The following is a 25,080-nucleotide window of genomic DNA, read 5'->3' as shown; positions in this document are numbered from 1 at the left end:
CCAGGATCAAACTCTCCATAAAAAAATTATGTTGCAGTATGAATCCCAGCAAGACAGCCAACCCCTCACAGGGGTGAGAAGGTTGACCAAAAAAAACGACCACACACCCACAACACCCACCACGATGAATGGTTCGGCGAAGAACCACCCACACAGGATGAACCGGATGCCTGATCGTGTGATTGTCTCACCAGAAATAATCAAATGTTCTGGCATCACAACTTGTTCAAACAAACACGCTATTGGATTCTCAAACCACAAACACACACCCATCACCACACCACACAAACAGGCGTGTTCACTGGGGGTATCAGCTTCATTATGTGTCACCCACCCGGAATCCTGACCCATCGGAACAAACCCTGTTTGTCCTGGTCAGACCCGGCAGAAACTCTGTCTCGAAGACGTTGTTTCCGTCGGGGCAACGAGATATAACTCTAGACCACTCCATCGAGACCGTGCAACTCGAAACCGGAAATCGCGCTGTGACACCCGTCACCGACCATGCACGAGGCCCCGCGATCCTTGATTTCTCAGGGATCGCGGGGCCACCACGGGGCGCGGTTCTGCTGGGACCGGGCGGCTGCCTCGGCGAGGGGGTCGTTCAGGCTCCGCGGTAGCCGGGCATGAGTCGGTCGCTGTCGACGATCTGCTTGCCCAGGGGCATGAGCGATACGGGGATGAGTTTGATGTTCGCCCAGCCGAGCGGGATTCCGATGATGGAGACGAACAGTGGGATCGAGGTGACGACGTGGCCGATGGCCAGCCAGACGCCGGCGACGACGAGCCAGATGATGTTGCCCAGTGTGGTCGCTACCCCTGCCGGGCGGGTTTCGATGACTTCGCGGCCGAAGGGCCAAAGGGCGTAGTTGCCGATGCGGAAGGACGCGATACCCCAGGGGATGGTGACGATGAAGATGCAGGCGATGATGCCGGCGGCCCAATATCCGAGTGCCAGCCAGAGGCCGGAGAAGATGAACCAGATGATGTTGAGCAGGGTGCGCATGGGCTCCTCGTTCGTTGTCGTCACGCGATGCTCGTTGTGGGTGAGCTCGCGGGTTGCGGATTCGGTTCCAGTCTGTCGGATGAACGTCGGCCACGCCATGGTGCTTTCCCTCAAGAGTGTCGGAGGGTTGGCCGCAATGCGGCGCTGGTTGCAGCGCGAGACTGGTTGCTGTGCGAGGGCGACTGCCGCGCCGACAAGCTCATTACTTGTATTCGGACTTCACAAGATCGGTGGTTGTGACCGTGGAAGACAGTCCCGAATACAACAACACCGTGCCTCCCAGCCAGGGACGGCACGGTGTCGTTGATGACGATGGTGCTCAGTTGACGATGTCAACGGCCCCGAGCGTCTTCTTGCCCCGGCGCAGGAGGATCACTCCTCCGGCTTCGGTCGGGAGCACCTCGGTGGAAGTCAGGGTCTGTTCCTGGTCGGAGACCTTGACGTTGTTGACGTACGCTCCGCCGTCCTTGATAGCGCGGCGGGCCTCGCCTTTGGACTTGACGATGCCGGCGGCGACGAAAGCGTCGGCCACGGGCAGACCTTCGGACAGCTGAGACGCTGCCACGTCGCCGCGGGGCAGCTCGGCAGTGGCGGCGCCCAGGGTCGCGCCGTCGAGGCCGGCGAGCTCTCCGCCGCCGAAGAGTGCGGAGGCTGCGGCGATGGCCTGTTCGTAAGCTTGGCGCCCGTGGACGAGGGTGGTGACATCCTCGGCGAGGGCCTTCTGCGCCACACGGGTGTGCGGGGCCGCGGTGAACTCGGCTTCGATGGTCTCGATCTCGTCGAGCGGGCGCAGCGAGAAGACCTTGAGGTACTTCACCACGTCGCGGTCATCGGCGTTGAGCCAGAACTGGCTGAACGCGTACGGGCTGGTCAGAGACGAATCCAGCCACACGGTGCCGGATTCGGTCTTGCCGAACTTCGTGCCGTCGGCCTTCGTGATCAGCGGGGTGGCCAGGGCGTGGACGGACTTCTGCTCGACACGACGGATGAGGTCGACGCCCGAGGTGAGGTTGCCCCACTGGTCGGAGCCGCCGGTCTGCAGGGTGCAGCCGTAGCGGCGGTTGAGCTCGAGGTAGTCGTTGCCCTGGAGGATCTGGTACGAGAACTCGGTGAAGGAGATGCCGGCTTCGCTGTTGAGGCGCGCGGAGACGGATTCCTTCGCGAGCATCCGGTTGACCGGAAAGTGCTTGCCGATGTCGCGGAGGAAGTCGATGGCCGACAGCCCCGAGGTCCAGTCGAGGTTGTTGACGATCTGTGCGGCATGGGGTCCATCGAAGTCGAGGAACTTCTCGACCTGGGCGCGGATCTTGTTCACCCATTCTTCGACGACCTCACGCGGGTTGAGCGTCCGCTCCCCCGACATGCGCGGATCGCCGATGAGTCCGGTGGCACCACCGACGAGCGCAAGCGGATTGTGCCCGGCCCGCTGGAGGCGGGCGGCGGTGAGCAGCTGGACGAGATTGCCCATGTGCAGGCTCGGGGCGGTGGGATCGAAACCGACATAATAGGTCAGCGACTCCTCGGCCAGGGCTTTCTGCAGGGCGGCCTCGTCGGTGGAAACTGCGACGAGCCCGCGGGCCTTGAGTTCGCTGAAGATGTCGGTCACTTCGGTCCTTTCGAATCTGTGTGGTGTGTCGGCTCAGGGCCGACGCGGTCAATTCTACGGGGTGGACGTCCGTGGTCGGTGCCGCGCCTGAAAGGAGGGAGGATGATGCTCTTCCTCAGCGCTCAGCACCGAGAGTCTGCGGCGCAGCGCTTTCCTCCACCTCATGCCCGTGGTCGGGCACCTGATCCGAGCTGGTCTCCGCAGTCGAGCTGGTCTCATCGAATGGGCGTCCCAGTGCGACAGCAGCGATTCCAGCGAGTGCGACGAGAGCCCACACGCCGCCGATGAGGTAAGGGCCGGCCCCTGGGACCATGATGAGCACCGAGGCGATCATCGGGGACAAACCGGCACCAAGGGCGGCTGCGAGCTGGTATCCGACTGAGGCTCCCGTGTAGCGCACGGCCGCCGGAAACAGTTCAGAGACATAGGCGGCGATCGGACCGAAACACAGGCCCTGGACGATGCCGTTGCCGACGATGATCGCAAGGGCGTACTGGTTGATATCGCCGCTGATGATGAGCAGGACGAGCGGAAGGGCAAGGACTGCCGCCACGACGTGCGCGGCGATGAGGGTCCGCTTGCGACCGATGCGATCACTGAGTCGAGCGATGATGAACGTCACGATGAGCGTCGTCAGCGCGCCGACTGCTTTCCAATTGAGGACCTCGGACTTATCCTCTCCGGCCGCGACGGCCACAGAGACTCCCCACACGGTGGTCAGGCCCTGCGTGACATAGATCGTCATCGTCGCGAAGCGGGCGATGAGAACCTGTCGCTTATAGCTCTTGAACACTGTCAGAAGCGGCACCTTTCTCTCTTCGCTCTCGACTTCGAGCTGCCTGAATGCGGGCGTCTCGCTGACCTTGAGGCGGATCACGAGACCGATGACGATGAGCACCGCCGACAGGAGGAACGGCAGACGCCATCCCCACGTCGCGAAGCCATCCCCGGTCAGCGCCGCCGTGAGCGAAAGGACAAGGGTCGCGAGAATGGCTCCTGCCGGCCCTCCTGCGTTCGCAAAGGCCGCGGCCAGTCCGCGCCGGGACTTCGGCGCATGCTCGAGCGCCATCAGCGCCGCACCGCCCCACTCGCCGCCAACTGCGATGCCCTGGATAATGCGCAGAGTGAAGAGGGAGATCGGTGCGATGATGCCGATCGAGGCGGTCGCAGGCATGAGTCCGATGATCACCGTCACGCTTCCCATCATCACCATGGAGACGATGAGCGCCTTCTTCCGGCCGACTCGGTCACCGAAATGTCCGAAGACGATTCCGCCCAGCGGTCGGGCCAGATAGCCTGCGGCCAGGGTGCTGAAGGAGGCGAACAACGACAGTCCGGGTCCGAGGCTTGCGAAGAAGAGGTTCGCGAAGACGATCGACGAAGCTGTCGCATAGAGGATGAAATCGTAGAATTCGATAGCCGATCCGACGAAGCTCGATGTGAGGATTCGTCGCATCTCCGGTGTTCTCAGGGAGGTCTGGAGACCGTCCCCGTCAGCAACGCCCTTGTTGTCCTGCATGGTCTTCTCAGCTCCTGGTCATCGAGTAGGCGGGTGTCGAGATGTCGATGGTGTCGAGGTCTTCGGGGACCAGGAAAGCCCCGTCGAAGAAGTCGGCTCCCTGTGCCCAGACTGCGTCGTCTGCGGAGCCGGGGACGAGGTGGTGTAGCGCGAGCGTGCGTGCCCCGGCCGCCGCGGCCATGCGGATGGCCCCTTCGACCGAGGTATGGGATTTGTAGTGGTGGTCGCGGGAGGCCCGTCCTTCGTCGTCGGTGCGGTGCGCGTACATCGAGTCGACCCACTCGAAATCGATGGCTTCGTGGAGGAGGAGGTCAGTTTCCTGGGCCAGTCGGACGAGGTTCGGGGTTTCGCAGGTGTCGCCGGAGATCGTCACCGAACCGTAGGCGCTGTCGAAGCGGAAGGCGAAGGCCGGGGCGATCGGAGGATGCTCGACGAGAATGGCTGTCACGGTGACGAGGTCGTCTTCGAAAACGACGAAGGGTTCCATGTCCGGCGTCGGCGCGTCGTTCGGATGGTATCCGGCGGAGTCGGGGACGGCGATCTCACGAGGGTCGAAGAGCAGCTCGGGAGATGGACGGAGCGAGTCGAGCACGCGATCGTTGAGGTCCGTCGCATAGGCGGCCACGATGTTGCTGAACATGCCAGCGATCCCGGGGGTGGGGTTGTCCGGGGCGACGGGCTGCGGCATCACCTCGGCCCGGGAGGAGATCGGGGGAAGCGCACCGCGGGGCCCGGGGCCGACGAGCGCGACGGGATCGTCGACCCGCTCCTGCAGTTCGTGCATGCCGAAGACGATGAGCGATGGCACGTCGATGGTGTGATCAGAGTGCAGATGGGTGATGAAGACTCCGCCGAGGTTCTCGAGTTCGAGGCCCGCCTGCCGGACTCTGCGGCCGACGCCATGACCCGCATCGACAAGGTAGAAGCGATCCTTGACGACGATCGCCGTCGAGATCCCCGCCCTGTCCTTGCGATCTCCCTTCCACCAGCGCGGGCCCCCGGCGGTACCCAGGGTGACTACCTTCATCTTCGAATCGTTCATGAACTGCCACTTTCGAGTTGCTGCGTCTTTGACCCTCTCAGTCTTTCTTCTCGGGATTAAAAAGAAAAGCAAAATTTTACTGGCTTGAATATAGACTCTGACTATGACTGACATCACGCTTCGCCAGCTCGAGTACTTTCTCGCTGTCCTCGATCGCGGATCGGTGAGCGACGCAGCGAAGGATTGTCGCGTGTCACAGGCAACGGTCTCTGCAGCCCTGGCGCAGCTGGAGAAGAGGTTGAAGGTCACGCTCATCGCACGTGGTCCGGCTCGGCGAGCCCGCCCGACGAGTGCCGGCCGAGAGTTCGGAATGCGTGCCAGGGAGATCCTGTCCACCGTCTCGGAAGCTGTCGAATCACTCAATGACGAGTCGTCTCTCCTGCAGGGGCCACTGCGGATCGGCTGCATACCGACGGCGGCACCTCGCATGCTGCCCGCCACCGCATCTGAGATAGCCAAGCATCACCCGAAGATCGACCTCAGTTTCATCGAGGCCCACCCCATGACCATCCAGCAGATGGTTCTCAACGGAGAGGTCGATGTCGCAGTCATGTACCGCAAACAGATTCAGATCGAGGGGGTCACCAGGCACGACCTCGCCGAAGTGCAACTCCACGCCGTAGTCTCGGCCGATCATCCTGTAGCGGACAAAGATGGGGTCGATATTGCCGAACTCATCGACGATCCGCTGATATTGCTTGATTCTCCGCCGACAGCAGATCTGCTGGTCAGTCAGATCCGCGGAGTCGGCCATGAGCCATCCGTGCGTTGGCTGATCCCCAACGCAGAGACAATCCGGTCGATGGTGGGCTGGGGTCTCGGATTCTCCCTCGCCAACGCAGTTCCTCACCCTGACACTTTGACCTTTCAGGGCATGCCGGTACGGTACTTGCCGGTCACGAATCCGGAATTCGCGAACACGATCGTTGGAGTGACGATGTCCGGTGCCAGATTGTCGAAGAAGCTGGTTGCAGCTTTGGACGTCCTTCGGCGGATCGCTGCCGATACCGATCCCCATCGGTGGAAAGTACAGGAACAAATCAAGAGCAGCTGAGGAGATACTCACTAGTCCACGGGGCATCAGTTACGCCATTCGGTCCGTGCAGTTCTCTCCGTCCCGATCATCACGATGAATGCAGCTAGACCTCAAGCGCATTCACGAATCGAAATATATCAGGCGCCTGAGTCCGGGTCATTGTGTCGAGCGCACCGTTGCATCGAACCGAGAGGCGCCCACATCCCAGACACGTCCACAGTCCGGTTCAAGAGAACGGTGAGTCGATCCGTACGATGGAGATCACGCTGATTGCCTTTCCGCAGAACGCTGTCGGCAACCTCGCAAGTACACGCTGTCTTCGCGATTTATGTGCTGATCGCAGCTTCCATACTTCAAGGTCATTGATCACCGAGCGGGAGATCCGGTTCCTTCCGGAGCTGATCTTCGCCGCCCTGCGAGCTGACGATCGGACTCGTCGTGCCGAAGAGCCAGATGCGTCCGCTCTTCATCACCGACCGCGGACCGTCATGCACCGCCAGAACGGCGCCGCTCACGACAAGCTGCACGAAGTTCGTTTCCTCAGGTCGGTTTGGTGTCTCGTAGAGCCCGCTTCTCCGGATCCAAATTCCACGCAACACTAGATTGTGGCATGTTGCAACTGTTAGACTGAATGTATTCGAGGAGGCAACAATGACCGCTCAAGCGCACGAATCGGAGCAGACGGCCAAGCTCGATCTATATGGGCTGACTCAGGCTGAGGCTCAGGACGTGATCAAAGCTCATGCCAAACACGTCCAGCTCCGGATCCAAGCGCGAGCCGAGCTCCGCGCCACAGTGGACCGGGCCTATGTCAACGACCTCCCTCTGATTTCTGAGGCCACACAGAAGCAGGCAGTTCGCACCGCCGACGCACGTGTCCGACTCATCGAAGTCGAAGGCGCAGCCACCTACAAGACTCTTGCAGAGCTCCGTGGAACCAGAGAAAGCGGTGCACGGTCGTGGGTCAATCGGCTTCGGAGAGACAATCTGCTGTTCACCGTCGAGGTCAAGGGGAAGACGCTCATCCCCTCCATCCAGCTCTCCGCGGACGGGCAGCTCGACGAGCTCGTCAGCGAGCAGCTCGTCAAACCGCTGTTGGCTGCAGGTATGGAACCGTGGTCCTTGTGGTCGTGGTTGACCAGTCCTACCGGACTGCTCAGCGGGGAGATCCCCGCCGACGCGATCGTCACGGACCGGAAACGAGTCATTCGTGCCGTCGAGCGTCAGGTTGCCGACCTCACCTTTCCTGTCGGCGCATGAGACTTGTCTTCGCACCCGAAGACCTCGAGTGCCCAGCACCAGACCACTGCCCCGTCGCCACCGATGCCCTGACTGAACTCGCGCGCTCAGGGCAATTGCCGACGTGCACAATCAGCGAAGGCAGCACATGGCATCGGGTCTACAGCTCACGGTTCGGTCATACCGAGGCCAACCCCGGGTACGGTGACGCAAGGTTCTCGCCCTTCAACGAGGCAGGAACTGATATCCGAGTTCCGACTGTCTGCTTGGCGAAGACTCCCCACGCCGCCCTACTGGAGACGGTGCTGCGCGACGTCGGCGATTGGGTCGTGCGCGAGGTCTCCGAGGCCCGATTCTATGGGCAGCTTCACGTCGGATTGGAGACGACCGAGACCCTAGATGTGGCCGACTTGCGCAATTCGACGTTGACGAAGCTGAATATCCCACGTCCCGCAATCGCGTCCTCAGCGCAAGAGCACTACCCGTGCACGCGCACCATTGCCAAGGCCATCCATGCGTCTGCGCAGAATCTTGCGGGAATCGTCTGGCACTCTCGCCAGACTGAGATCAGCCACCGCCCCGATGCCGAAACCCTCGTCCTGTTCGCCGACCGATTGGCCAAAGGCCGCGATGCTCTGGCTCTCACTCAGTCGCTGACAGCGGTCGGATCGATCGGCGAAGGCGCCGGACGCATCGTCTTAGACGAGCTGCTCGAGGACCTCGGCGTTACCGTAATCTCGCCTCTCAGCTGAGGCCGTATCCCGACTCACCGGTGCGCAGAAGCGCGCTTCCTCAACCAGACGACCAACGTCGTAATGCCTGAGGCGACAACAGCGCAGACGCCGATGATTCCGAGGGCCTCACCGAGCACCGCCAGCATGCCGGCTCCGATGTTGGCGCCGCCTCCGGTCGGTTTGGTGTTGTCGTAAAGTCCCATCGCGTACATCGCCGCACCGCCGACGATCAGGGCAAAGCCGCTGGTGAGCAGGAACTTTCGCATGTCGGGACCTCCCCGAGAAACCGTCGATATGCAGAACCGGTGCCACGGGAGAAGCTGAGGACAAACTCAGCTGCCCACGGGACACCGGTCCGCACATTATCACAATGAGTCTTCCCTCAATGGGGAAGCTCCAATGCGACCGGTCCTCACACGCTCCGGGCAGACCCAGCGAATTCGCGCAGGCGAGCGACCTCGGCCTTGGCGTTGGCGATCTGCGCGTCGACGGCCGACCGGGCGGTCCCGCCCTTCGCATTGCGGGAATCGATCGACCCGAGCGTCGTGAGCACCTCGCGCACAGCCGGGGTCAGATGCTCGGAGATCCCCGCAAAGTCCTCGTCGGTCAGGTCCCACAGTTCGACGTCACGCGATTCGGCCAGCTGCACGCAGGCGCCCGAGAGCTCATGGGCGACACGGAACGGCACGCCCTCACGCACGAGCCACTCGGCGATGTCTGTGGCCAGCGCGAACCCTCGCGGTGCCAGGTAGGCCATGCGTTCGGTGTTGAACGTCAGCGTCGCGATCATCCCGGTGAACGCCGGCAGTAGCAGTTCGAGCGTGTCCGTGGCATCGAAAACCGGTTCCTTGTCCTCCTGCAGGTCCCGGTTGTACGCCAGCGGCAGCGCCTTGAGCGTCGACAGCAGACCGGTCAGATCGCCGATCAGGCGACCGGACTTGCCACGCGTGAGCTCGGCGATGTCCGGGTTCTTCTTCTGCGGCATGATCGACGACCCGGTCGAGTACGAGTCGTGGAGGGTGACGAACGAGAACTCCTTCGTTGCCCACGCGATGACCTCCTCGGACAGACGCGAGAGGTTGATGCCGATCATCGCCGTGATGAACTGGTACTCGGCAAAGACGTCGCGCGAGGCCGTCCCGTCGATCGAGTTCTCCACCGAATCGTTGAACCCGAGGTCCGCGGCCACGGCCTGCGGATCGAGCCCGAGCGACGACCCGGCCAGAGCACCCGAACCATAAGCGGAGACCCCGGCCCGTGAGTCGAAGTCGACGAACCGGTCGACGTCGCGCAGCAGCGGCCACGCATGAGCAAGCAGATGGTGAGCCAGCAACACCGGCTGGGCGTGCTGGAGGTGGGTGCGTCCCGGCATCGGTGCCTCGGGATGAGCTTCCGCCTGAGCAATGAGCACCTCGACGGCATCAAGGACAAGGCCGGCGACCTCACGGGCATGATCGCGCAGGTACATCCGCCCCATCGTCGCGATCTGGTCATTGCGTGAACGTCCGGCCCGCAGTTTGCCGCCGAGTTCGGGTCCGGCGATCTCGATGAGTCCGCGCTCGAGCGAGGAGTGCACGTCCTCGTCGGATTCCGCAGCCACGTATTCGCCGGTCTCGACGCGGCGCAGCAGCTCATCGAGCGCATCGGTCATGCCGGCAAGTTCATCCTCGCTGAGCAGGCCCGCGTGGTGGAGAACCTTCGCGTGGGCCTTGGAGCCGGCGATATCGTACTTCGCCAGGCGCCAGTCGAAGTCCGTGGACTTGCTCAGCGCGGCCAGGGCATCGGCCGGACCGTCGGAGAATCGTCCGCCCCACAGGCTCAGTCGTTCGCTCACAGCTCGTCCTTTCTCAACCGACACGCTCCCGCGCCGGTCCGATCATTGTCATGAAATTCGTTAGTCATTGTTCCAGGTTTGCCGTGGCGCTCAGCCCTCGGCCAGCCCGCCGGCCGCGTACTCGAGGAATGTCTCGGCCACGGTCTCTCCCCCGACCGAGGAGTCGGCGATGACGAGCACCGTGTCGTCGCCGGCCAGCGTGCCGAAGATCCCGGTCATTGAGGACCGGTCGATCGCCGAGGCCAGATACTGTGCCGCCCCCGGCGGGGTGCGCAGCACGACCATATTGTCCTGCGCGACCGCGGAGACGAGGAGTTCTTCGAGGATCCGCGGCAGCTTCGCATCGAGGGACTCTCCCGTCGACTGCTGCAGGGATCGGTCCCCGCCCTCACCGGGAACGGCGTACACGGATCCGGCGGTTGATCGGATCTTCACGGCCCCCACCTCGGCGAGGTCGCGCGACAGCGTCGCCTGGGTGACGGTGATGCCGTCGGTGGCGAGCGCCTCGGCGAGTTCGATCTGGGACCTTACGGACTGGCGGGTGATGAGGTCGATGATCTTCTGCTGGCGGGCCGTCTTCGTCAGCGGTGCCGAATTCGATCCGCCACTCGCCCCGCCGGTCCCGCCGCTCACGTTTTCGCTCATCGGTTCTCCAGGAGGAAGGTCAGCAGCGCCTTCTGCGCGTGGAGGCGGTTCTCGGCCTCGTCGAAGACCACCGAGGCGGGGCCGTCGATGACCTCGGCCGTGACCTCTTTGCCGCGGTAGGCGGGCAGGCAGTGGAGGAAGATCGGGTCGTTGCCGAGTTCCATGAGTTCCTGGCTGACCTGGTACTTCGTGAACGGGGAGGCCTCGTCGTCACGGCCAGCAGAGTCCTGGCCCATGGACACCCAGGTGTCGGTGACGAGCACGTCGGCACCGTGGGCGGCGGCTACTGGATCGTCGGTGACGGTCAGCGATCCCCCGGTCGTCTGGGCCAGGGCGTTGGCTTCGGCGACGATCGCTTCGGCGGGCTGGTAGTCGGCCGGAGCTGCGATACGCACGTGCATTCCGGCGGTGACTCCGCCGAGGGCGTACGAGTTCGCCATGTTGTTCGCCCCGTCCCCGTAATACGTCATGGTCTGTCCGGCCACGTCGCCGCGGTGTTCGCGGATGGTGAGCAGGTCGGCGAGGATCTGGCAGGGGTGGAAGTCATCGGACAGGGAGTTGATGACAGGCACGGTGGCGTACTCGGCCATTTCCTCGAGCCCGGACTGGGCGTAGGTGCGCCAGATGATCGCCGAGACCATTCGCGACATCACGCGGGCGGTGTCGGCGATGGATTCCTTGTGCCCGAGCTGCGCCTCACCGGGGTTGATGATGAGCGGCTGTCCCCCGAGCGCGGCGATCCCGGCGGCAAAGGACACGCGGGTCCGCGTCGAGGTCTTGTCGAAGATGACCGCGGCGGTCTGCGGGCCGGCCAGCGGAGTCCGCGAGTACGGGGCGGCCTTGAGTTCGACGGCGAGGTCGAGGACCTGCGCCTGCTCGGCCGGAGTGAGATCCGTGTCCTTGAGGAAGTGGCGTGTCATAACGTGTCCTTCGGTGAAGAGTGAGTTCAGCCCGCGATGAGCCCGGGCAGAGCCTCGACGAACGGAGTGAGCTCCTCCGTGGTGATGGTCAGCGGCGGGGCCAGGCGCAGACGGCCGGGAGCGACGGGGTTGATAATGAACCCGGCCTCGAGCGCCCGGGCGGCCACGGCCTTCGAGTCCGGCACCTGCCCGTCAGCACCGGCAGTGAGTTCGAGGCCGAGCAGCAGTCCCTTGCCGGTGATCTCACCGACGCCGTCGACGTCCGCCAGCTGGGCCTTGAGCCAGTCGCTGACCTCGGCGACATGGGTCAGCAGGTTGTCCGACTCGATGGTCTCGAGCACAGCAAGTCCGGCGGCACACGCGATCGGGTTGCCACCGAAGGTCGTGCCGTGCTGACCGGCTTCGAGCAGCTTCGTGTTCGCATCGCCGACGGTGATGGTCGCGCCGATGGGCATGCCGCCGCCGAGTCCCTTCGCCGAGGTGATGATGTCGGGGACGACTCCCTCGCCGATCTCGGGATCCTGGTGGGCGAACCAGGAGCCGGTGCGGCCGATGCCCGACTGCACCTCGTCGAGGATCATGAGTGCCCCGACCTTCGTCGTCAGTTCGCGGACGGCAGTGAGGTAGCCGGCCGGGTGCGTGCGCACTCCGACCTCGCCCTGGACGGGTTCGATGAACACGGCGGCCGTGTTCTCGTTGATCGCGGCCTCGAGGGCGTCGAGGTCACCGTAGGGGACGTGGACGACTCCGGGCACACCGGGGGCGAAGGGTTCCCGGTAGGCTTCCTTCGCCGTCAGCGCCAGGGCTCCCATGGTGCGGCCGTGGAAGGCACCCTCGATGGCGATGATGAAGGGGCGTCCCCCTCCCCCGGCGCGGCGGGCCATCTTGAAGGCCGCCTCGTTGGCTTCGGTGCCGGAGTTCGAGAAGAACACGGCGGACCCGGCGGGCAGGTCGAGGACGTCGTGGAGCTTCTCGGCCAGGCCGATCTGCGCCGGGGAGGTGAAGAAGTTCGAGATGTGCCCAAGCGTCGAGGCCTGCTCGGTGATGGCCTGGACCCAGGTGGGGTGGCAGTGGCCGAGCGCGTTGACGGCGATGCCGGCGAGCAGGTCGAGGTACTGCTTGCCCGCGGCATCCCACACATAGGAGCCCTCACCGCGGACGAGGTCGAGCTGCGGGGCCCCGAACACCGGGGACAGCACGCGGGAGAAGTCATCACGCCACGTCTGCGCCTGATCCGCATACACCTGATCGGCCTGCACCCGATCGCCCGCAGCCTGACCAGTAGCCGATCCGGCAACGTCCTGTCCCTGTGTCTCTGTCGTGTCAGTCATGATTGACCTCCGTGGTGTGTCCGTCGCCCAGCGGTGCGGGTTCGACGATGGTGTCCTCGACCATGGTGCCGATGCCCTCCGAGGTGAAGACCTCGAGCAACAGCGAATGCGCCATCCGGCCGTCGATGATGTGGGCCTGCTGCACGCCGTCCTCGATCGCTTCGAGGGCGGCGGTCATCTTCGGGATCATGCCCGCATCCAGTGAGGGCAGGAGTTCGCGCAGCTTGGCCGGGCCGATGCGGGAGATGAGCGAGGACGTGTCCGGCCAGTTCGCGTAGAGGCCGGGCACATCGGTGAGCATGATGAGTTTGTCCGCCTTCAGTGCCTTCGCCACCGCCGAGGCGGCCAGGTCAGCGTTGATGTTCAGCGGCTTTCCCGCTTCTCCCCCGATCTCCGAGGCGATCGAGCAGATGACGGGCACCCGTCCGGCGTCGAGGAGTTCGGTAAGGACGGTCGTATTCACCTGGGCGATCTCGCCCACCCGGCCGAGATCAACGGTCTGCCCGTCCACCTCGGCGGTGGTCTTGTGCGCGAGCATGAGGTCGGCGTCCTCACCGGACAGGCCGATCGCGGCGTCACCGTTCTGGTTGATGCGGGAGACGATGTCGCGGTTGACCTGGCCGGACAGGACCATGCGGATGACCTCGGCGGCTTCCTCGGTGGTCACGCGCTGCCCGGCCTTGAACTCGGATTCGATGTCGAGACGTTTCAGCATTGCGGAGATCTGGGGGCCGCCGCCGTGGACGACGACGGGGCGGATGCCGGCGAAGCGGAGGAAGGCGATGTCGTCGGCGAAGGACTGCTGGAGCTCCGGGGAGATCATCGCGTTGCCGCCGTATTTGATGACGATGGTGGCGCCGGCGAAGGTCTTGATCCAGGGCAGCGCTTCGGTGAGCGCTTCGGCCTTGACCTGGGCGGCCGCGAGCCGGGCGGCGGTGGATTTCGTGGACATATCGTGCGGGTTGCTGCTCATGTGGAGTAGGCGCTGTTCTCTTCGACGTAATCGTGGGTGAGGTCCGAGGTCCAGACCGTGGCGGTGTGATCGCCTGCGTGGAGGTCGATGACGACGTCGACCTGTCGTCGGAACTCGACCTTCTCGGGGTCTTCGAACGGTCCCGAGGCGCGGCAGACTTCGATGCCGTTGATGATCACGTCGATCTGAGTGGGATCGAACTCCGCCGAGGTGGTTCCCACCTGTGCGACGACGCGGCCCCAGTTCGGGTCCTCCCCGAAGATCGCGGCCTTGAACAGGGCCGACCGGGACACGGAGCGAGACACAGTGACGGCGTCGTCTTCGCTGGCCGCGCCTTGGGTGGTGATGGCGATGTCGTGGTGGGCGCCTTCGGCGTCGACGTGCAGTTGGTGCATGAGGTCGAGGCAGACCTCTCTGACCAGGGTCGTGAACTCACCGGTGTCGACGGTGGCGTCGTGGGCGGCCGAGGACATGAGGATGACGGTGTCGTTCGTCGACATGCATCCGTCGGTGTCGAGGCGGTCGAAGGACTGGTTCGTCGCTGACCGCAGTGCCGCATCGAGCACAGTTTGGTCGACGGCAGCGTCGGTGGTGATGACGACGAGCATGGTCGCCAAACCGGGTGCGAGCATGCCTGCTCCCTTGGCCATGCCGCCGATCGTGAACCCGGAGGCACCTTCGCGGGTGGCGGTCTTGGCGACGGTGTCGGTGGTCATGATCGCCTCTGCCGCGGCCTGGCCGGCTTCGACGCTGGTGTCGGCGGCGGCGACGAGTGGGGCGAGGTTGTCGACGATCGCGTCGCGGAAGTCCTGGCCGCCGACGCCGATGAGTCCGGTCGAGCAGACGAGGATGTCCTCGGGGCTGGTGTCGGTGCCGGTCTCGGTGAGCAGCTGGGCGGCGGTCTGGGCGGTGAGGGTGGTCGTCTCAAACCCGAAGTCGCCGGTGTAGCAGTTGGCTCCCCCGGAGTTGAGGACGACGGCGCGGGCGTGCCCGTCTGCCGAGACCTTCTGGGACCAGAGGACGGGGTTGGCCTTGCACCGATTCGACGTATAGACGGCGGCGACGGCGTCCGACGGCCCGGTGTTGACCACGAGGGAGAGGTCTTTGGTGCCGGAGGGTTTGAGTCCGGCGGTCAGTCCTGCGGCGCTGAAGCCGAGGGGTGCGGTCACGCTCATGGGGCGACTCCTTCGAGGGGAAGTGCGGTGGCCTCGTCGAGGCCGAGTGCCAGGTGGATGGATTGGAGTGCCTGTCCGGCGGTGCCGCGGACGAGGTTGTCCAAGGCCACGACGACGAGGATCTTCTCGGCGCGTTCGTCGACGGTGAACTGGACTTGGGCCACGTTCGACCCGGTCGTCGCTGCGGTCTGCGGCCACTGGCCTTCGGGCAGCACGCGGACGAACGGTTCGTCGCCGTAAGCCTGAGCGAAGGCCGCGGCCAACTGGTCCTTGAGCGCGGCGGCATCGAGGAGTCCATCGGCCGTCCGAGGTATGCCTTCACCGACATCGGCGGTGATGGTCGCGAGGATGCCACGGGCCATGGGCACGAGGGTCGGGGTGAAGGAGATCCGGGTGGGGCCCTCGGCCGCGTCGGCGCCGAGGACTCCGTTGAGGTTCTGTTCGACCTCGGGCACGTGCCGGTGGGTGCCGCCCGTTCCGTATGGGGAGGCGTTGCCGAGGATCTCGGCTGCGGTGAGATGCGGCTTGAGTGCCTTCCCGGCTCCGGAGACACCATTGGCAAGCACGGCGTTGAGTCCAGCAGGTGCGGCGAGGTCCGCCTGGATGAGCGGTGCGAGGCCGAGCGTCACGGCGGTGACGTTGCAGCCGGGCACGGCGATGCGCTTCGTGGACTTCAGGGCCTCACGCTGCTTAGTGCCGCCTGAGGTGAGGAGTTCGGGCAGTCCGTAGGTCCAGGTGCCCTGGTGGTCGGAGCCGTAGAACTTCTCCCAGGCGGCGGCGCTGATGAGGCGGTGGTCGGCGGCGAGGTCGACGATGAGGGTGTCCGGACTCGTGGATTCGAGCTCGGCGGCGATCTGTCCGGACTGTCCGTGCGGGAGCGCGAGGACGACGACATCGTGGCCGGCGAGCACCTCGGCGGTGGACTCTTGGACCACGAAGTCGGAATATCGGGCAAGATGGGGTTGATGTCGGCCGAGCTTCTCGCCAGCAGTGGAATGTCCGCACACCGTCGTGACGTTCAAGTGAGGGTGAGTGCTCAGCAGCCGGAGGACCTCTCCCCCGGCGTATCCGGTGGCACCGGAGACGGCAACCGTAAGATCGTTCATATGTATAACCATACCAGGCAATTAATTTATATGCAGGAGGCGTGATGACCCAGGCAGTGCGTGCGATGCAGGCTGGTGGACCCGAGGTGCTCCAGTTCGGTGAGGTTCCGACCCCGAAGCCGGGTGCCGGTGAGGTGCTCGTCGATGTCGAGGCGGCGGGCGTGAACTTCATCGATACGTATCGTCGTTCGGGCGTGTATCCGATGGAGTACCCGCATATCGTCGGGTCCGAGGGCACGGGTCGCATCGCCAAGGTGGGCGAGGGTGTCGAGTCCTGGCAGGTCGGTGACCGTGTCGCCTGGCATGAGGCTCCCGGATCGTATGCGACGCAGGTCGTCGTGAACACGAATAGTCTGCTGCGGGTGCCGGAGGGCGTGAGCGCCGAGGTGGCTGCGGCGATGCCGCTGCAGGGTCTGACGGCACAGTACCTGGCGACGAGCTCGCATGAGATCAAGCCGGGCCAGACGGCACTCGTCCACGCCGGTGCCGGTGGTGTCGGGCTGCTGCTGACTCAGATCATCAAGCACTTGGGCGGCAATGTCATCTCGACGGTGAGCACTGAGGAGAAGGCGGAGTTGTCGCGTAAGGCCGGCGCGGATGACGTGTTCCTCTATGGCGAGGGCGTGGACATCACGGTGAAGGTCAAGGAGCTCACCGACGGTGAGGGTGTCGATGTCGCGTATGACGGCGTCGGCAAGGACACGTTCGATGCGTCGTTGGCGTCAATCAAGCCGCTGGGTTCGATGGTGCTCTTCGGTGGGGCCTCGGGTCAGGTACCGCCGTTCGACATTCAGCGTCTGAACTCGTCGGGCGGAATCTTCCTGTCCCGCCCGTCACTGGCATGGTTCGTCCGCAGCTCGGAGGAGCTGGCGAAGCGTTCGGCAATGCTCTTCAACGGCATCGAACACGGCTGGCTGAACTTCCGCGTCGGCGCGACGTTCGCGCTGGCCGATGCCGCAGATGCGCATCGGGCGCTTGAAGGGCGGGAGACGACCGGCAAGGTTGTGCTGACGGTGTGATTCACTGGTAGCGCCTGGGGCTCAAGACTCTCAATATGTGATGAGATCTTGAGCCCCATTTCGCGCGTCAAGGCGCGACTCGATCGGTCGTACTGGATTTGATCGGCGCCAGTGACGCGCCAACTTTCGAATGCTTAGACCATCTGTCGTGAGTCGCTGATACCTTGAAGTTATGTATGAGAACTCTGTTCGCGATGCATTGCGAAGCTTCATGGCCGAGCGGGACTGGCAACAGTTCCACACACCCGAGAATCTCGCGAAGAGCGTCTCCATTGAAGCCGCAGAGCTGCTCGAATGTTTTCAATGGGGTGGTGCTGACCTCGACTCCGCGAAAGACGAATTGGCCGATGTCTTGACCTACTGCATGTTGCTCGCGGACAAGCTGGATCTCGACCCCGACACAATCGTGCTCGAGAAACTCGCCAAAACTGACAAGAAGTACCCAGTTGAAAAGGCTAAAGGGACGAGCGTGAAGTATGACCAGCTTTAAGGTCGAACAGTTCCCATTCGAAGCAGACGGGGTCCGGGCGTGGGGATCCGTCGATCCGCGTCATCGGAACTGGCCCGTCGTCTATGTCATGAACAATGAAGACGAGGTCTACGTCGGCGAATCCCTCAATGTCGAGGGACGAATGCGGCAGCACCTCGAGTCTGACTCAAAACAAAGCCTCAAGTCAGTGAGAGTCGTTCTCGATGACACTTTCAATAAATCCGCATGCCTTGACCTGGAATCATTTCTCATCCGCATGTTCCATGGAGATGCTAGCAGACAGGTCCTCAATCTCAACGCCGGCATCACTGACGCCGATTACTACGACAGAGACAACTACAACAAGACGTTCCACCGGATCTTCGAAGAGCTGCGGACCAAAGAAGAGCTCTTCCAACGCACGATCCCTCAGATCATCAACAGCGACCTCTTCAAGCTCTCGCCTTTCAAGGCGCTCAACCACGACCAGGCGGTCGCTGTTGATGACGTTCTTGAGGGATTCTTCGACGATCTCGATAGTGGAGTCGACAACACTGTTGTGGTCGAGGGCAACCCGGGCACCGGCAAGACAGTGGTCGCGATCTACCTGCTCAAACTTCTCGAAGACATTCGCAGTCATGACCCGGAAGAGCCTCTGGACATTGACTCCATTTTCAGCGATTACTTCACTCCCGGACATGCCGAGCTGCTGAAGACACTGAAGTTCGCAATCGTCGTTCCTCAGCAATCATTGCGTGATTCGATTGCGAAGGTGTTCAAGTTAACGCCTGGACTGCACAAAGACATGGTGCTGACACCTTTTCAGGTCGGTCAGAGCTCGGAACCGTTCGATCTTCTCGTTGTCGATGAAGCTCATCGACTCAATCAGCGAGCAAATCAGGCAGCGGGACCGCTCAACAAGAAGTTTACTGAGATCAACGAAAGACTGTTCGGCTGGGACGACCCGTATAAGACACAGTTGGACTGGATCAGACAGCAGAGTCGACATTCAATCCTCATGCTCGATGTCGGGCAGACGGTTCGTCCCGCAGATCTTCCTACAGCCAAAACTAAGGAACTCTCAGCACAAGCGTACGCCGCTGGCCGCCTCTATCCTCTTCGAACTCAGATGCGGATCTCGGCTGACAAAGATTACGTCGGATACATTCGCCGGGTGCTCAGCGACCATCCACCAGCATCACGCGAAAACTTCGGAGATTACGACCTGCACATGTTCACTGACCTCGGCGAGATGAGGCGGGAACTTCAGAAACGCGAGGAAGAGCACGGGCTATCTCGATTGGTAGCTGGCTATGCGTGGCCATGGAAAAGCAAAAACGACAAGAGCGCCTACGATATCGAGCTCGACGGTCAACAGATGCGATGGAACACGACCACGACAGATTGGATCAACTCACCAAAATCAGTCGAAGAAGTCGGTTCGATCCACACCGTTCAGGGCTACGACCTCAACTATGTTGGCGTCATTATCGGTAACGACCTCCGTTACGACCCCGTAGCGGGCAAGCTCACCTTCGATCGCTCGAACTATCACGACAAGAAGGGCAAGGAGAACAATCCGAAGTTAGGGATCCAATACTCCGACGAAGACTTGCTCGAGTACGTGAAGAACATTTACAGCGTGCTTCTCACGCGAGGAATTAGGGGAACATACGTGTACGTAAGCGACCTCTCATTGCGAGAACGTCTCCAATCAACCTTCTAAAGAGTCAATCATCACGACCCGTTACGCCGACTCCGCAACCTAATAGATGTGAGACAATACAGTTTTGAGACGCGGAAAGACTATTATTCGAGCGGCGTTGCTCCGCGCTAGTTCCTGTCGACAACAGGAACGAAGTAGTCACAATATTTTCTTGCCTGCCTGGTCAATATTAATTGCCGTCAATTAAGCTATCGGGCAATTGCGACGGGACAATACACAGCAGCATTTAACGACGGAACGAGAATGCCAGCATGCTACAACCGACAACCAATGAGGACATAGCAATAATATAACCAGATAGGCCTTCGTAGTTGGTGGACCACAGACTCAACAGAGACGACAATCCGCCTCCTGCGAATACTCCCCCCGTACCCGTGCACAGTTCGGCAACCCAGGATCCCCGGGGAAGGCGAAGGGCCTTATCGGCGAACTCAACATCGATTTTAGAAACGATGTCAGATTTTTGCCTTCGAGATGACTGCGCCGCACCCACAAGAAGATCATCTATGTAGCTGGCATGCAGATCCAATAACCTCTCGACTGCGTCTTCAGACAGATCGGCAACACCTTTAGATCCCGCCGCACGGTCAAAGTTCTCCAGAGCTTTCCGCAAACCAGGATCATTTACGTAAGGACTAGATTTAATGGGATTGTTCGGAACATTTCTTTTTGGCGTGTTCAGATTATCGCTAGTCACTAGATTGTTTCCCCACCCGCCGGGTTGCTACCCGAGAATTTAGATAATATCTGAGCTCTGAACGCTGACGATCGAGTTCCATTCCAAATCGTTGAATTTGCGGAGGGAGAAACTTCAAATAATGAGAATTCCGCATTCGACGCGAAATAATGGTTGCATGTATTGCAACAGTTAAACTAGTCACCACTCCCAGGACAGAAACAATTGCGCTTGCCTCTGAAGGTGACTCGTCTGCTGAAACGGAAATTCCTATAAAGGTGCCAACTTCGGGGAACAGCAGAATAGTCATCGCGAAGAGCGTTCCGGCCATGACGAGCACAGGTGCCACGAATGTAGCTACACTTTCAGCTGCCCTCTCCAGCTTTGCCATCCGGCGTTCGCGTCTCACCTGCTCGTTCCTCATTTGCGTGGTGAGTACTTTGATGCGACGTGCTAACGCTGGATCAACTTTTGCGTATTCATCCAGTATCTCGCGCGGGACGTCTGGCTTTCGACTCGGCGTATCGCTCATGTCGCAACCTTATGTCATCAGGGGATTGGAAGCTTGGAATAGAGGAACTCAAAACATCACTCCGATGCGAGCGCGGAGGTCATTCGCTACATGAGAGATCATCCCGTCCGCGGTGTCCGAATCGAGTGGGCCAGAGAAATGACGCCAAGGTCAGCGTGATAGGTGATTGGCAAGCCGGACGCTCGATCACAGTATGTTGGAAGAGTCGTCTGTATAAAAGCTTGTCGACGGATCTGGAACTTCTATAGAAGCAGATGGACGATGCTACCCGTCGTCTCGACATCAGAAGCGTGTAACAGCGCGAAGGAGTGGCTCGCCGTGGTCGGATACAGTTTCCGATCATGAAGAGGCACTCCTTCGTTCCAGCCAAGCAAAACTTTTCGCGTCACTCTTCCACGCGTTCAACCTTCCCAACGAGGAACACGTACGACAGCACACCTACGATGGTGACTGCGGCCATGTAGACGAACGCCGGGGCGAAGTCGACGTCGGTGACGAGGAAGCCGATGACGATCGGAGTGGCGATCGATGACAGATTGCCGATGAAGTTGAACATGCCTCCGGTCAGACCCAACAGTCGCTCCGGTGCCAACGCAGATACCAGCGACCAGGTGATCGAGGCGAAACCGTTGCCGAAGAACGCGATCGACATGAACACAATGACCAGAGCCGACGAGTCCGTGTAGTTGGCGCCGAGCATGAACACTGTCATTGCCAGGCCGATGATGATCGGCAGCTTCCGGGCCGTACCCAGCGACAGCCCCTTCTTCACCATGAGATCGGAGACCCACCCGGAGATAAGCACACCGACGAGTGCTGCGATGAACGGCAGCGAGGCCATGAATCCCGACTCGATGTAGTCCATTCCGCGGTAGTCAACGAGGTAGGTCGGGAACCAGGTGAGGAAGAACCACAGTGTCGAGGTCAGACAGAACTGGCCGAGGTAGATTCCCCAGAGCTTCCGGCGCGAGAGCACGACTTTCACGTCCGACCACTTGAGCTTCGGCTTCGTCTCCTTCGATGCACCGGACTCGACATCGACCAATCCCCCACCAGAAGCAATGAGGTCGATCTCAGCCTGGTTGACTCCCGACTTGTCACGCGGCTCGCGGTAGACGAACCACCAGATCGCGGCCCAGATGATGCCGACGACACCGGTGAGGATGAATACCCAATGCCAGGTGAGCACCGTCTGCAGCCACGACAGCACCGGAGTGAGCAGCGCGAGACCGATGAACTGGCCCGAGGTGTAGAAGGCGATGACGCGTCCGCGTTCGCGCTCCGGGAACCACGCGGTAGCGACCTTGTTGTTGATGGGATAGGCCGGCGCTTCGAACCCACCGACCATGAGCCTGAGGATGATGAGGGCGACGAATCCGCCGGACATTCCCATGAACAGTGTGGCCAGGGACCACAGCACCAGGCACGAGGCGTAGAGCACGCGTGGTCGCACGCGGTCGACGAGCCACCCGCCGGGCAGCTGCATTGCCGCATAGGTCCAGCCGAAAGCAGAGAGCAGCAGTCCCTGCTGTCCTGTGGTGAGGTCGAACTCCTGAGACAGAGCCGGCATCGCGATGGACAGGTTGGCCCGGTCCATGTAGTTAATGACGACGGTGATGAAGAGCAGAACCGCGATGATATAGCGGATCCTTGTGGGGCGGGTGGTGACCGCGGTGTCGAGTTTCGTCATTGGTCTCTCCTCACCACTCCGCGAAGGAGCCGTCGGTGTGGCGCCAGATCGGGTTGCGCCACCGGTGGCCTTCGGCGGAGCGTTCGATGACGTACTCTTCGTTGACATTGATGCCGAGTCCGGGGCCAGACGGAATGTCGATCATGCCGTCGTCGTAATTGAACACCGACGGGTCGGTGACGTAGTCGAGCAGGTCGTTGCTCGTGTTGTAGTGGATGCCCAGGCTCTGTTCCTGGATGAAGGCGTTGTAGCTGCCGGCGTCGACCTGCAAGCAGGATGCGAGCGCGATCGGCCCCAAGGGGCAATGAAGCGCGAGCGCCACATCGTAGGCTTCGGCCATCATCGCGATCTTCCGCGTCTCGGTGATGCCGCCGGCGTGAGAGACATCCGGTTGGATGATGTCGACGGCGCCGGAGGCGATCACCTCACGGAAGTCCCACCGAGAGAAGAGTCTCTCCCCCAGCGCGATCGGCGTCGGGGTGTTCGCCATGACGTCGCGCAGTGAGCCGAAGTGTTCGGAGAGCACCGGTTCTTCGATGAAGAGCAGACGGTAGGGTTCGAGTTCCTTGATGAGGACCTTGGCCATCGGCTTGTGCACGCGGCCGTGGAAGTCGACGCCGATGCCGAAGTCCTCACCGGTGGCTTCCCGGATCGCCTGGACGTTTTCGATGACCTGGTCGACCTTGGTGTAGGAGTCGATGAACTGCAGTTCCTCGGTCGCGTTCATCTTCACGGCGGTGAAGCCGCGGTTCTTCGTCTCGAGTGCGGCGGCCGCGGTGTCGCCTGGGCGGTCTCCGCCGATCCACGAGTACGTGCGGATTCGATCCCGGACCTTCCCGCCGAGCAGCTGATGCACCGGCTGGCCGAGCGCCTTGCCCTTGATGTCCCACAGTGCCTGATCGATTCCGGAGATCGCACTCATGAGGATGGGGCCACCGCGGTAGAAGCCACCGCGGTACATGATCGTCCACAGGTCCTCGATGTTCGCAGGATCCTTGCCGATGAGCACGTCGGAGAGCTCATCAACGGCGGCGGCGACGGTCGCGGCCTTGCCTTCGATGATGGGTTCGCCCCATCCCACGATCCCATCATCGGTTTCGATCTTGAGGAACAGCCACCGAGGCGGCACTGTGTACGTCGTCATCGACGTGATCTTCATTGGTCTGGCCTTTCGTTCGGGTGTTGTCGTTGATGGAGCGGTGTTCAGTTGGTGTGCGCCCACGCCGAGGCGATCGCCTCGGCACGCACGCGTACGTCGTCGGGGCGGTCGCCTCGGCGATAGAGCGAGGACCCCAGGCCCAGGCCTGCGGCTCCGGCGTTGCGCCATTCGGCGGCGTTGTCGGCCCCTACTCCCCCGACAGGGAAGAGTTCGGTGCCGGCAGGCAACACCTCACTCCAGGCCTTCATCCCGTTGATCCCCACCGCCGAGGAGGGGAAGAGTTTGACCTTGGTGGCACCTGCCTTGACGGCTGCAAACGCCTCGGTCGGGGTCGCGGCTCCCGGATACGGAGTGAGTCCCAGCTCGACCGCAGTGGAGATGACTTCGGAATCGGTGTTGGGAGCGACGATGATGCGGGCACCGGCCTGTGCACAGTCACGAACCTGGTCCGCAGTGAGCACTGTGCCAGCGCCAATATCCACTTTGTCGCCGAACTTCTCGATCAACGCGGCGATCGAGGTCAGCGGGTCGGGCGAGTTCAACGGAACTTCGATGGCGGAGAATCCAGCAGCGACGATGCCTTCGGCGATGTCGAGGACTTCATCGGGGCGGACCCCGCGGAGGATGGCGATGAGGTTGGAGGGGACGGTGTCAGGCATGAGTGTGCTCCTTGGTCGGTACGAGACCGGATTGTTCGGCGATGCGGAAGAGACCGGTGGCGGCCGCACGCGGATTCGCGTTGATCGTCTCTCGGCCGGCTCGGTGCAGTGCGCGGGTGTAGCGTTTTGTCAGGTCTGTGGTTCCGCAGACGATCACAGGGGCACTCGACTCGGCGACCACGGTGAGCTGGTGGGCTACCTCGGCGCCGACGAGCATTCCCGAGAGGTAGTCGTTGACTTCTTCGGCACGCAGACGTCCGTCGAGAGCCCAAGTTCGGGCGGAGAAGATTGAGGACGTCACGGCGGCGGGGTCGTCTGCTCCGACGCTCAGTCCCCAGTCGAAGGCCTCGGGGTGAAAGCCCTTGGTGGGTTCGGCGAGGCGGCTGAGGATCGATGAGGTGCTCAGCAGGCCGAAGAGCTCTCCGCTCATCGAGGTGGTGAAGTCGGTGACGCGTTGCCCGTGGCAGCTCACCCATTTGGTGTGCGTGCCGGGGAGGATCACCGTGTTGGGTTCGTTCTCGTCCGCGCCGAGGAGGCCGAGCAGTTGGGTCTCTTCCCCGCGGATGACATCGGGTGCGGTCGCTTCGGTCGGTGTCTTCTTCAGGCCGGGGACGATGTGCAGGTCACCGGTCGTCAGTTCGACCGTCGTCAGTTGCTCGCCCATGTCGCTGAGGTCGGTGGGCAGTTCGAGGTAGCCCGCCTCGGCGACGCCTTGTGTTGAGCCGATCATTCCGCAGGCGAGCATCGGCAGGGGCCCGTGGGTGGTGAGCCAATCGCCGACCGCGGTTTCAGCGATTCGGGAGAAGTCACCCCGGAGGTCTGTGGTGTCCGAACTGACGGCCATGATGCCGTCGGAACCGTTGCGTTCGGCGAGGACCTGTCCGTCGCTGTCGATGAGGAAGGCTCGCAGTGAGCTTGTTCCCCAGTCGAGGCCGATCATCTGTGGGGCCTCGGGTGGTGCCAGTTTTGCCATAAGAGCCACTA

24 protein-coding genes are annotated in these 25,080 nt (G+C 62.1%); 7 read left to right on the top strand and 17 right to left on the bottom strand.

The window, feature by feature from the left end:
- Nucleotides 1-346 (top strand): hypothetical protein (locus EB835_RS20445; protein WP_205749928.1); only part of this gene is annotated, 346 nt, incomplete at its 5' end.
- Nucleotides 347-604: 258 nt separating this feature from the next.
- On the opposite strand, the gene EB835_RS11700 is transcribed toward EB835_RS20445, so the two are convergent.
- From EB835_RS11700 to EB835_RS11685, 4 genes are all read right to left on the bottom strand, one after another.
- On the bottom strand, nucleotides 605-1,006 hold the full coding sequence (locus EB835_RS11700) for a YccF domain-containing protein (RefSeq protein ID WP_135809653.1): 402 nt from the start codon (nucleotides 1,004-1,006) through the stop codon (nucleotides 605-607).
- A 319-nt stretch (nucleotides 1,007-1,325) separates the two neighbouring features.
- Nucleotides 1,326-2,612 (bottom strand): tyrosine--tRNA ligase, encoded by a 1,287-nt coding sequence (tyrS, locus tag EB835_RS11695; protein WP_135809647.1) that lies wholly within the window; start codon nucleotides 2,610-2,612, stop codon nucleotides 1,326-1,328.
- A gap of 115 nt (nucleotides 2,613-2,727) precedes the next feature.
- Nucleotides 2,728-4,131 carry an MFS transporter gene (locus tag EB835_RS11690; RefSeq protein WP_135809646.1) on the bottom strand — a complete coding sequence of 468 codons (1,404 nt, stop codon included), beginning with the start codon at nucleotides 4,129-4,131 and terminating at the stop codon, nucleotides 2,728-2,730.
- Between the two features lie 7 nt (nucleotides 4,132-4,138).
- Nucleotides 4,139-5,173 carry an MBL fold metallo-hydrolase gene (locus EB835_RS11685; RefSeq protein WP_135809645.1) on the bottom strand — a complete coding sequence of 345 codons (1,035 nt, stop codon included), beginning with the start codon at nucleotides 5,171-5,173 and terminating at the stop codon, nucleotides 4,139-4,141.
- Between the two features lie 310 nt (nucleotides 5,174-5,483).
- Between EB835_RS11685 and EB835_RS11680 the strand changes: the two genes are divergently transcribed.
- The 3 genes from EB835_RS11680 to EB835_RS11670 all read left to right on the top strand — a co-directional run bounded on the left by EB835_RS11680 (nucleotide 5,484) and on the right by EB835_RS11670 (nucleotide 8,200).
- Nucleotides 5,484-6,227 (top strand): LysR substrate-binding domain-containing protein, encoded by a 744-nt coding sequence (locus EB835_RS11680; RefSeq protein WP_240688703.1) that lies wholly within the window; start codon nucleotides 5,484-5,486, stop codon nucleotides 6,225-6,227.
- Between the two features lie 633 nt (nucleotides 6,228-6,860).
- Nucleotides 6,861-7,469: a hypothetical protein gene (locus EB835_RS11675; RefSeq protein ID WP_135809643.1), complete on the top strand. Its 609-nt coding sequence runs from the start codon at nucleotides 6,861-6,863 to the stop codon at nucleotides 7,467-7,469.
- A 245-nt stretch (nucleotides 7,470-7,714) separates the two neighbouring features.
- Complete coding sequence (locus tag EB835_RS11670; protein ID WP_135809642.1) at nucleotides 7,715-8,200, top strand: RES domain-containing protein; 486 nt, start codon at nucleotides 7,715-7,717, stop codon at nucleotides 8,198-8,200.
- A 14-nt stretch (nucleotides 8,201-8,214) separates the two neighbouring features.
- On the opposite strand, the gene EB835_RS11665 is transcribed toward EB835_RS11670, so the two are convergent.
- From EB835_RS11665 to argC, 8 genes are all read right to left on the bottom strand, one after another.
- The gene (locus EB835_RS11665) at nucleotides 8,215-8,448 is read right to left on the bottom strand and encodes a hypothetical protein (RefSeq protein ID WP_135809641.1); all 234 of its coding nucleotides are present in this window, start codon (nucleotides 8,446-8,448) and stop codon (nucleotides 8,215-8,217) included.
- A gap of 146 nt (nucleotides 8,449-8,594) precedes the next feature.
- Complete coding sequence (gene argH / locus EB835_RS11660; protein ID WP_135809640.1) at nucleotides 8,595-10,016, bottom strand: argininosuccinate lyase; 1,422 nt, start codon at nucleotides 10,014-10,016, stop codon at nucleotides 8,595-8,597.
- Between the two features lie 90 nt (nucleotides 10,017-10,106).
- Nucleotides 10,107-10,661 (bottom strand): arginine repressor, encoded by a 555-nt coding sequence (locus tag EB835_RS11655; protein ID WP_135809639.1) that lies wholly within the window; start codon nucleotides 10,659-10,661, stop codon nucleotides 10,107-10,109.
- Entirely contained in the window at nucleotides 10,658-11,581 is a 924-nt protein-coding gene (argF, locus tag EB835_RS11650) for an ornithine carbamoyltransferase (protein ID WP_135809638.1), read from the bottom strand. The genes EB835_RS11655 and argF overlap by 4 nt, the downstream gene beginning before the upstream one ends.
- A 26-nt stretch (nucleotides 11,582-11,607) precedes the next feature.
- The gene (locus EB835_RS11645) at nucleotides 11,608-12,912 is read right to left on the bottom strand and encodes an acetylornithine transaminase (protein ID WP_135809637.1); all 1,305 of its coding nucleotides are present in this window, start codon (nucleotides 12,910-12,912) and stop codon (nucleotides 11,608-11,610) included.
- On the bottom strand, nucleotides 12,905-13,864 hold the full coding sequence (argB, locus tag EB835_RS11640; protein WP_135809652.1) for an acetylglutamate kinase: 960 nt from the start codon (nucleotides 13,862-13,864) through the stop codon (nucleotides 12,905-12,907). Before argB ends, EB835_RS11645 begins: the two co-directional genes overlap by 8 nt.
- A 17-nt stretch (nucleotides 13,865-13,881) precedes the next feature.
- Nucleotides 13,882-15,060 (bottom strand): bifunctional glutamate N-acetyltransferase/amino-acid acetyltransferase ArgJ, encoded by a 1,179-nt coding sequence (argJ, locus tag EB835_RS11635; protein ID WP_135809636.1) that lies wholly within the window; start codon nucleotides 15,058-15,060, stop codon nucleotides 13,882-13,884.
- Nucleotides 15,057-16,166, bottom strand: coding sequence for an N-acetyl-gamma-glutamyl-phosphate reductase (gene argC / locus EB835_RS11630; RefSeq protein ID WP_135809635.1), 1,110 nt, complete (start codon nucleotides 16,164-16,166; stop codon nucleotides 15,057-15,059). Before argC ends, argJ begins: the two co-directional genes overlap by 4 nt.
- A gap of 44 nt (nucleotides 16,167-16,210) precedes the next feature.
- On the opposite strand from argC, the gene EB835_RS11625 reads away from it, so the two are divergent.
- The 3 genes from EB835_RS11625 to EB835_RS11615 all read left to right on the top strand — a co-directional run bounded on the left by EB835_RS11625 (nucleotide 16,211) and on the right by EB835_RS11615 (nucleotide 19,380).
- Complete coding sequence (locus EB835_RS11625) at nucleotides 16,211-17,185, top strand: quinone oxidoreductase family protein (RefSeq protein ID WP_135809634.1); 975 nt, start codon at nucleotides 16,211-16,213, stop codon at nucleotides 17,183-17,185.
- A gap of 172 nt (nucleotides 17,186-17,357) precedes the next feature.
- The gene (locus EB835_RS11620) at nucleotides 17,358-17,675 is read left to right on the top strand and encodes a nucleotide pyrophosphohydrolase (protein WP_135809633.1); all 318 of its coding nucleotides are present in this window, start codon (nucleotides 17,358-17,360) and stop codon (nucleotides 17,673-17,675) included.
- Nucleotides 17,662-19,380: a DUF2075 domain-containing protein gene (locus EB835_RS11615; RefSeq protein WP_135809632.1), complete on the top strand. Its 1,719-nt coding sequence runs from the start codon at nucleotides 17,662-17,664 to the stop codon at nucleotides 19,378-19,380. The genes EB835_RS11620 and EB835_RS11615 overlap by 14 nt, the downstream gene beginning before the upstream one ends.
- Nucleotides 19,381-20,069: 689 nt before the next feature.
- Here the strand turns inward: EB835_RS11615 and EB835_RS11610 are convergent.
- From EB835_RS11610 to EB835_RS11590, 5 genes are all read right to left on the bottom strand, one after another.
- Nucleotides 20,070-20,588, bottom strand: a complete 519-nt coding sequence (locus tag EB835_RS11610) for a hypothetical protein (RefSeq protein WP_135809631.1) — start codon at nucleotides 20,586-20,588, stop codon at nucleotides 20,070-20,072.
- A 385-nt stretch (nucleotides 20,589-20,973) separates the two neighbouring features.
- Nucleotides 20,974-22,278 carry an MFS transporter gene (locus EB835_RS11605; RefSeq protein ID WP_135809630.1) on the bottom strand — a complete coding sequence of 435 codons (1,305 nt, stop codon included), beginning with the start codon at nucleotides 22,276-22,278 and terminating at the stop codon, nucleotides 20,974-20,976.
- Between the two features lie 10 nt (nucleotides 22,279-22,288).
- Nucleotides 22,289-23,500, bottom strand: coding sequence for a galactonate dehydratase (dgoD, locus tag EB835_RS11600; protein WP_276606001.1), 1,212 nt, complete (start codon nucleotides 23,498-23,500; stop codon nucleotides 22,289-22,291).
- Nucleotides 23,482-24,096: a 2-dehydro-3-deoxy-6-phosphogalactonate aldolase gene (locus tag EB835_RS11595; protein ID WP_135809628.1), complete on the bottom strand. Its 615-nt coding sequence runs from the start codon at nucleotides 24,094-24,096 to the stop codon at nucleotides 23,482-23,484. The genes dgoD and EB835_RS11595 overlap by 19 nt, the downstream gene beginning before the upstream one ends.
- Nucleotides 24,089-25,069, bottom strand: coding sequence for a 2-dehydro-3-deoxygalactonokinase (locus EB835_RS11590; RefSeq protein ID WP_168216718.1), 981 nt, complete (start codon nucleotides 25,067-25,069; stop codon nucleotides 24,089-24,091). Before EB835_RS11590 ends, EB835_RS11595 begins: the two co-directional genes overlap by 8 nt.
- Nucleotides 25,070-25,080 lie beyond the last annotated feature (11 nt).

Source organism: Brevibacterium sp. S22, from assembly GCF_004745485.1.
In the GTDB taxonomy this organism is placed as follows: Bacteria; Actinomycetota; Actinomycetes; order Actinomycetales; family Brevibacteriaceae; genus Brevibacterium.
This window is presented reverse-complemented; position numbering and strand designations above follow the sequence as displayed.

Coding starts and splice junctions, on each gene's coding strand:
- EB835_RS11700 (WP_135809653.1), bottom strand. CDS start 1,006: ATGCGCACCCTGCTCAACATCATCTGGTTCATCTTCTCCGGCCTCTGG.
- EB835_RS11690 (WP_135809646.1), bottom strand. CDS start 4,131: ATGCAGGACAACAAGGGCGTTGCTGACGGGGACGGTCTCCAGACCTCC.
- EB835_RS11685 (WP_135809645.1), bottom strand. CDS start 5,173: ATGAACGATTCGAAGATGAAGGTAGTCACCCTGGGTACCGCCGGGGGC.
- EB835_RS11680 (WP_240688703.1), top strand. CDS start 5,484: ATGCGTGCCAGGGAGATCCTGTCCACCGTCTCGGAAGCTGTCGAATCA.
- EB835_RS11675 (WP_135809643.1), top strand. CDS start 6,861: ATGACCGCTCAAGCGCACGAATCGGAGCAGACGGCCAAGCTCGATCTA.
- EB835_RS11665 (WP_135809641.1), bottom strand. CDS start 8,448: ATGCGAAAGTTCCTGCTCACCAGCGGCTTTGCCCTGATCGTCGGCGGT.
- EB835_RS11655 (WP_135809639.1), bottom strand. CDS start 10,661: ATGAGCGAAAACGTGAGCGGCGGGACCGGCGGGGCGAGTGGCGGATCG.
- argF (WP_135809638.1), bottom strand. CDS start 11,581: ATGACACGCCACTTCCTCAAGGACACGGATCTCACTCCGGCCGAGCAG.
- EB835_RS11645 (WP_135809637.1), bottom strand. CDS start 12,912: ATGACTGACACGACAGAGACACAGGGACAGGACGTTGCCGGATCGGCT.
- argB (WP_135809652.1), bottom strand. CDS start 13,864: ATGTCCACGAAATCCACCGCCGCCCGGCTCGCGGCCGCCCAGGTCAAG.
- argJ (WP_135809636.1), bottom strand. CDS start 15,060: ATGAGCGTGACCGCACCCCTCGGCTTCAGCGCCGCAGGACTGACCGCC.
- argC (WP_135809635.1), bottom strand. CDS start 16,166: ATGAACGATCTTACGGTTGCCGTCTCCGGTGCCACCGGATACGCCGGG.
- EB835_RS11625 (WP_135809634.1), top strand. CDS start 16,211: ATGACCCAGGCAGTGCGTGCGATGCAGGCTGGTGGACCCGAGGTGCTC.
- EB835_RS11620 (WP_135809633.1), top strand. CDS start 17,358: ATGTATGAGAACTCTGTTCGCGATGCATTGCGAAGCTTCATGGCCGAG.
- EB835_RS11615 (WP_135809632.1), top strand. CDS start 17,662: ATGACCAGCTTTAAGGTCGAACAGTTCCCATTCGAAGCAGACGGGGTC.
- EB835_RS11610 (WP_135809631.1), bottom strand. CDS start 20,588: ATGAGCGATACGCCGAGTCGAAAGCCAGACGTCCCGCGCGAGATACTG.
- EB835_RS11605 (WP_135809630.1), bottom strand. CDS start 22,278: ATGACGAAACTCGACACCGCGGTCACCACCCGCCCCACAAGGATCCGC.
- EB835_RS11595 (WP_135809628.1), bottom strand. CDS start 24,096: ATGCCTGACACCGTCCCCTCCAACCTCATCGCCATCCTCCGCGGGGTC.
- EB835_RS11590 (WP_168216718.1), bottom strand. CDS start 25,069: ATGGCAAAACTGGCACCACCCGAGGCCCCACAGATGATCGGCCTCGAC.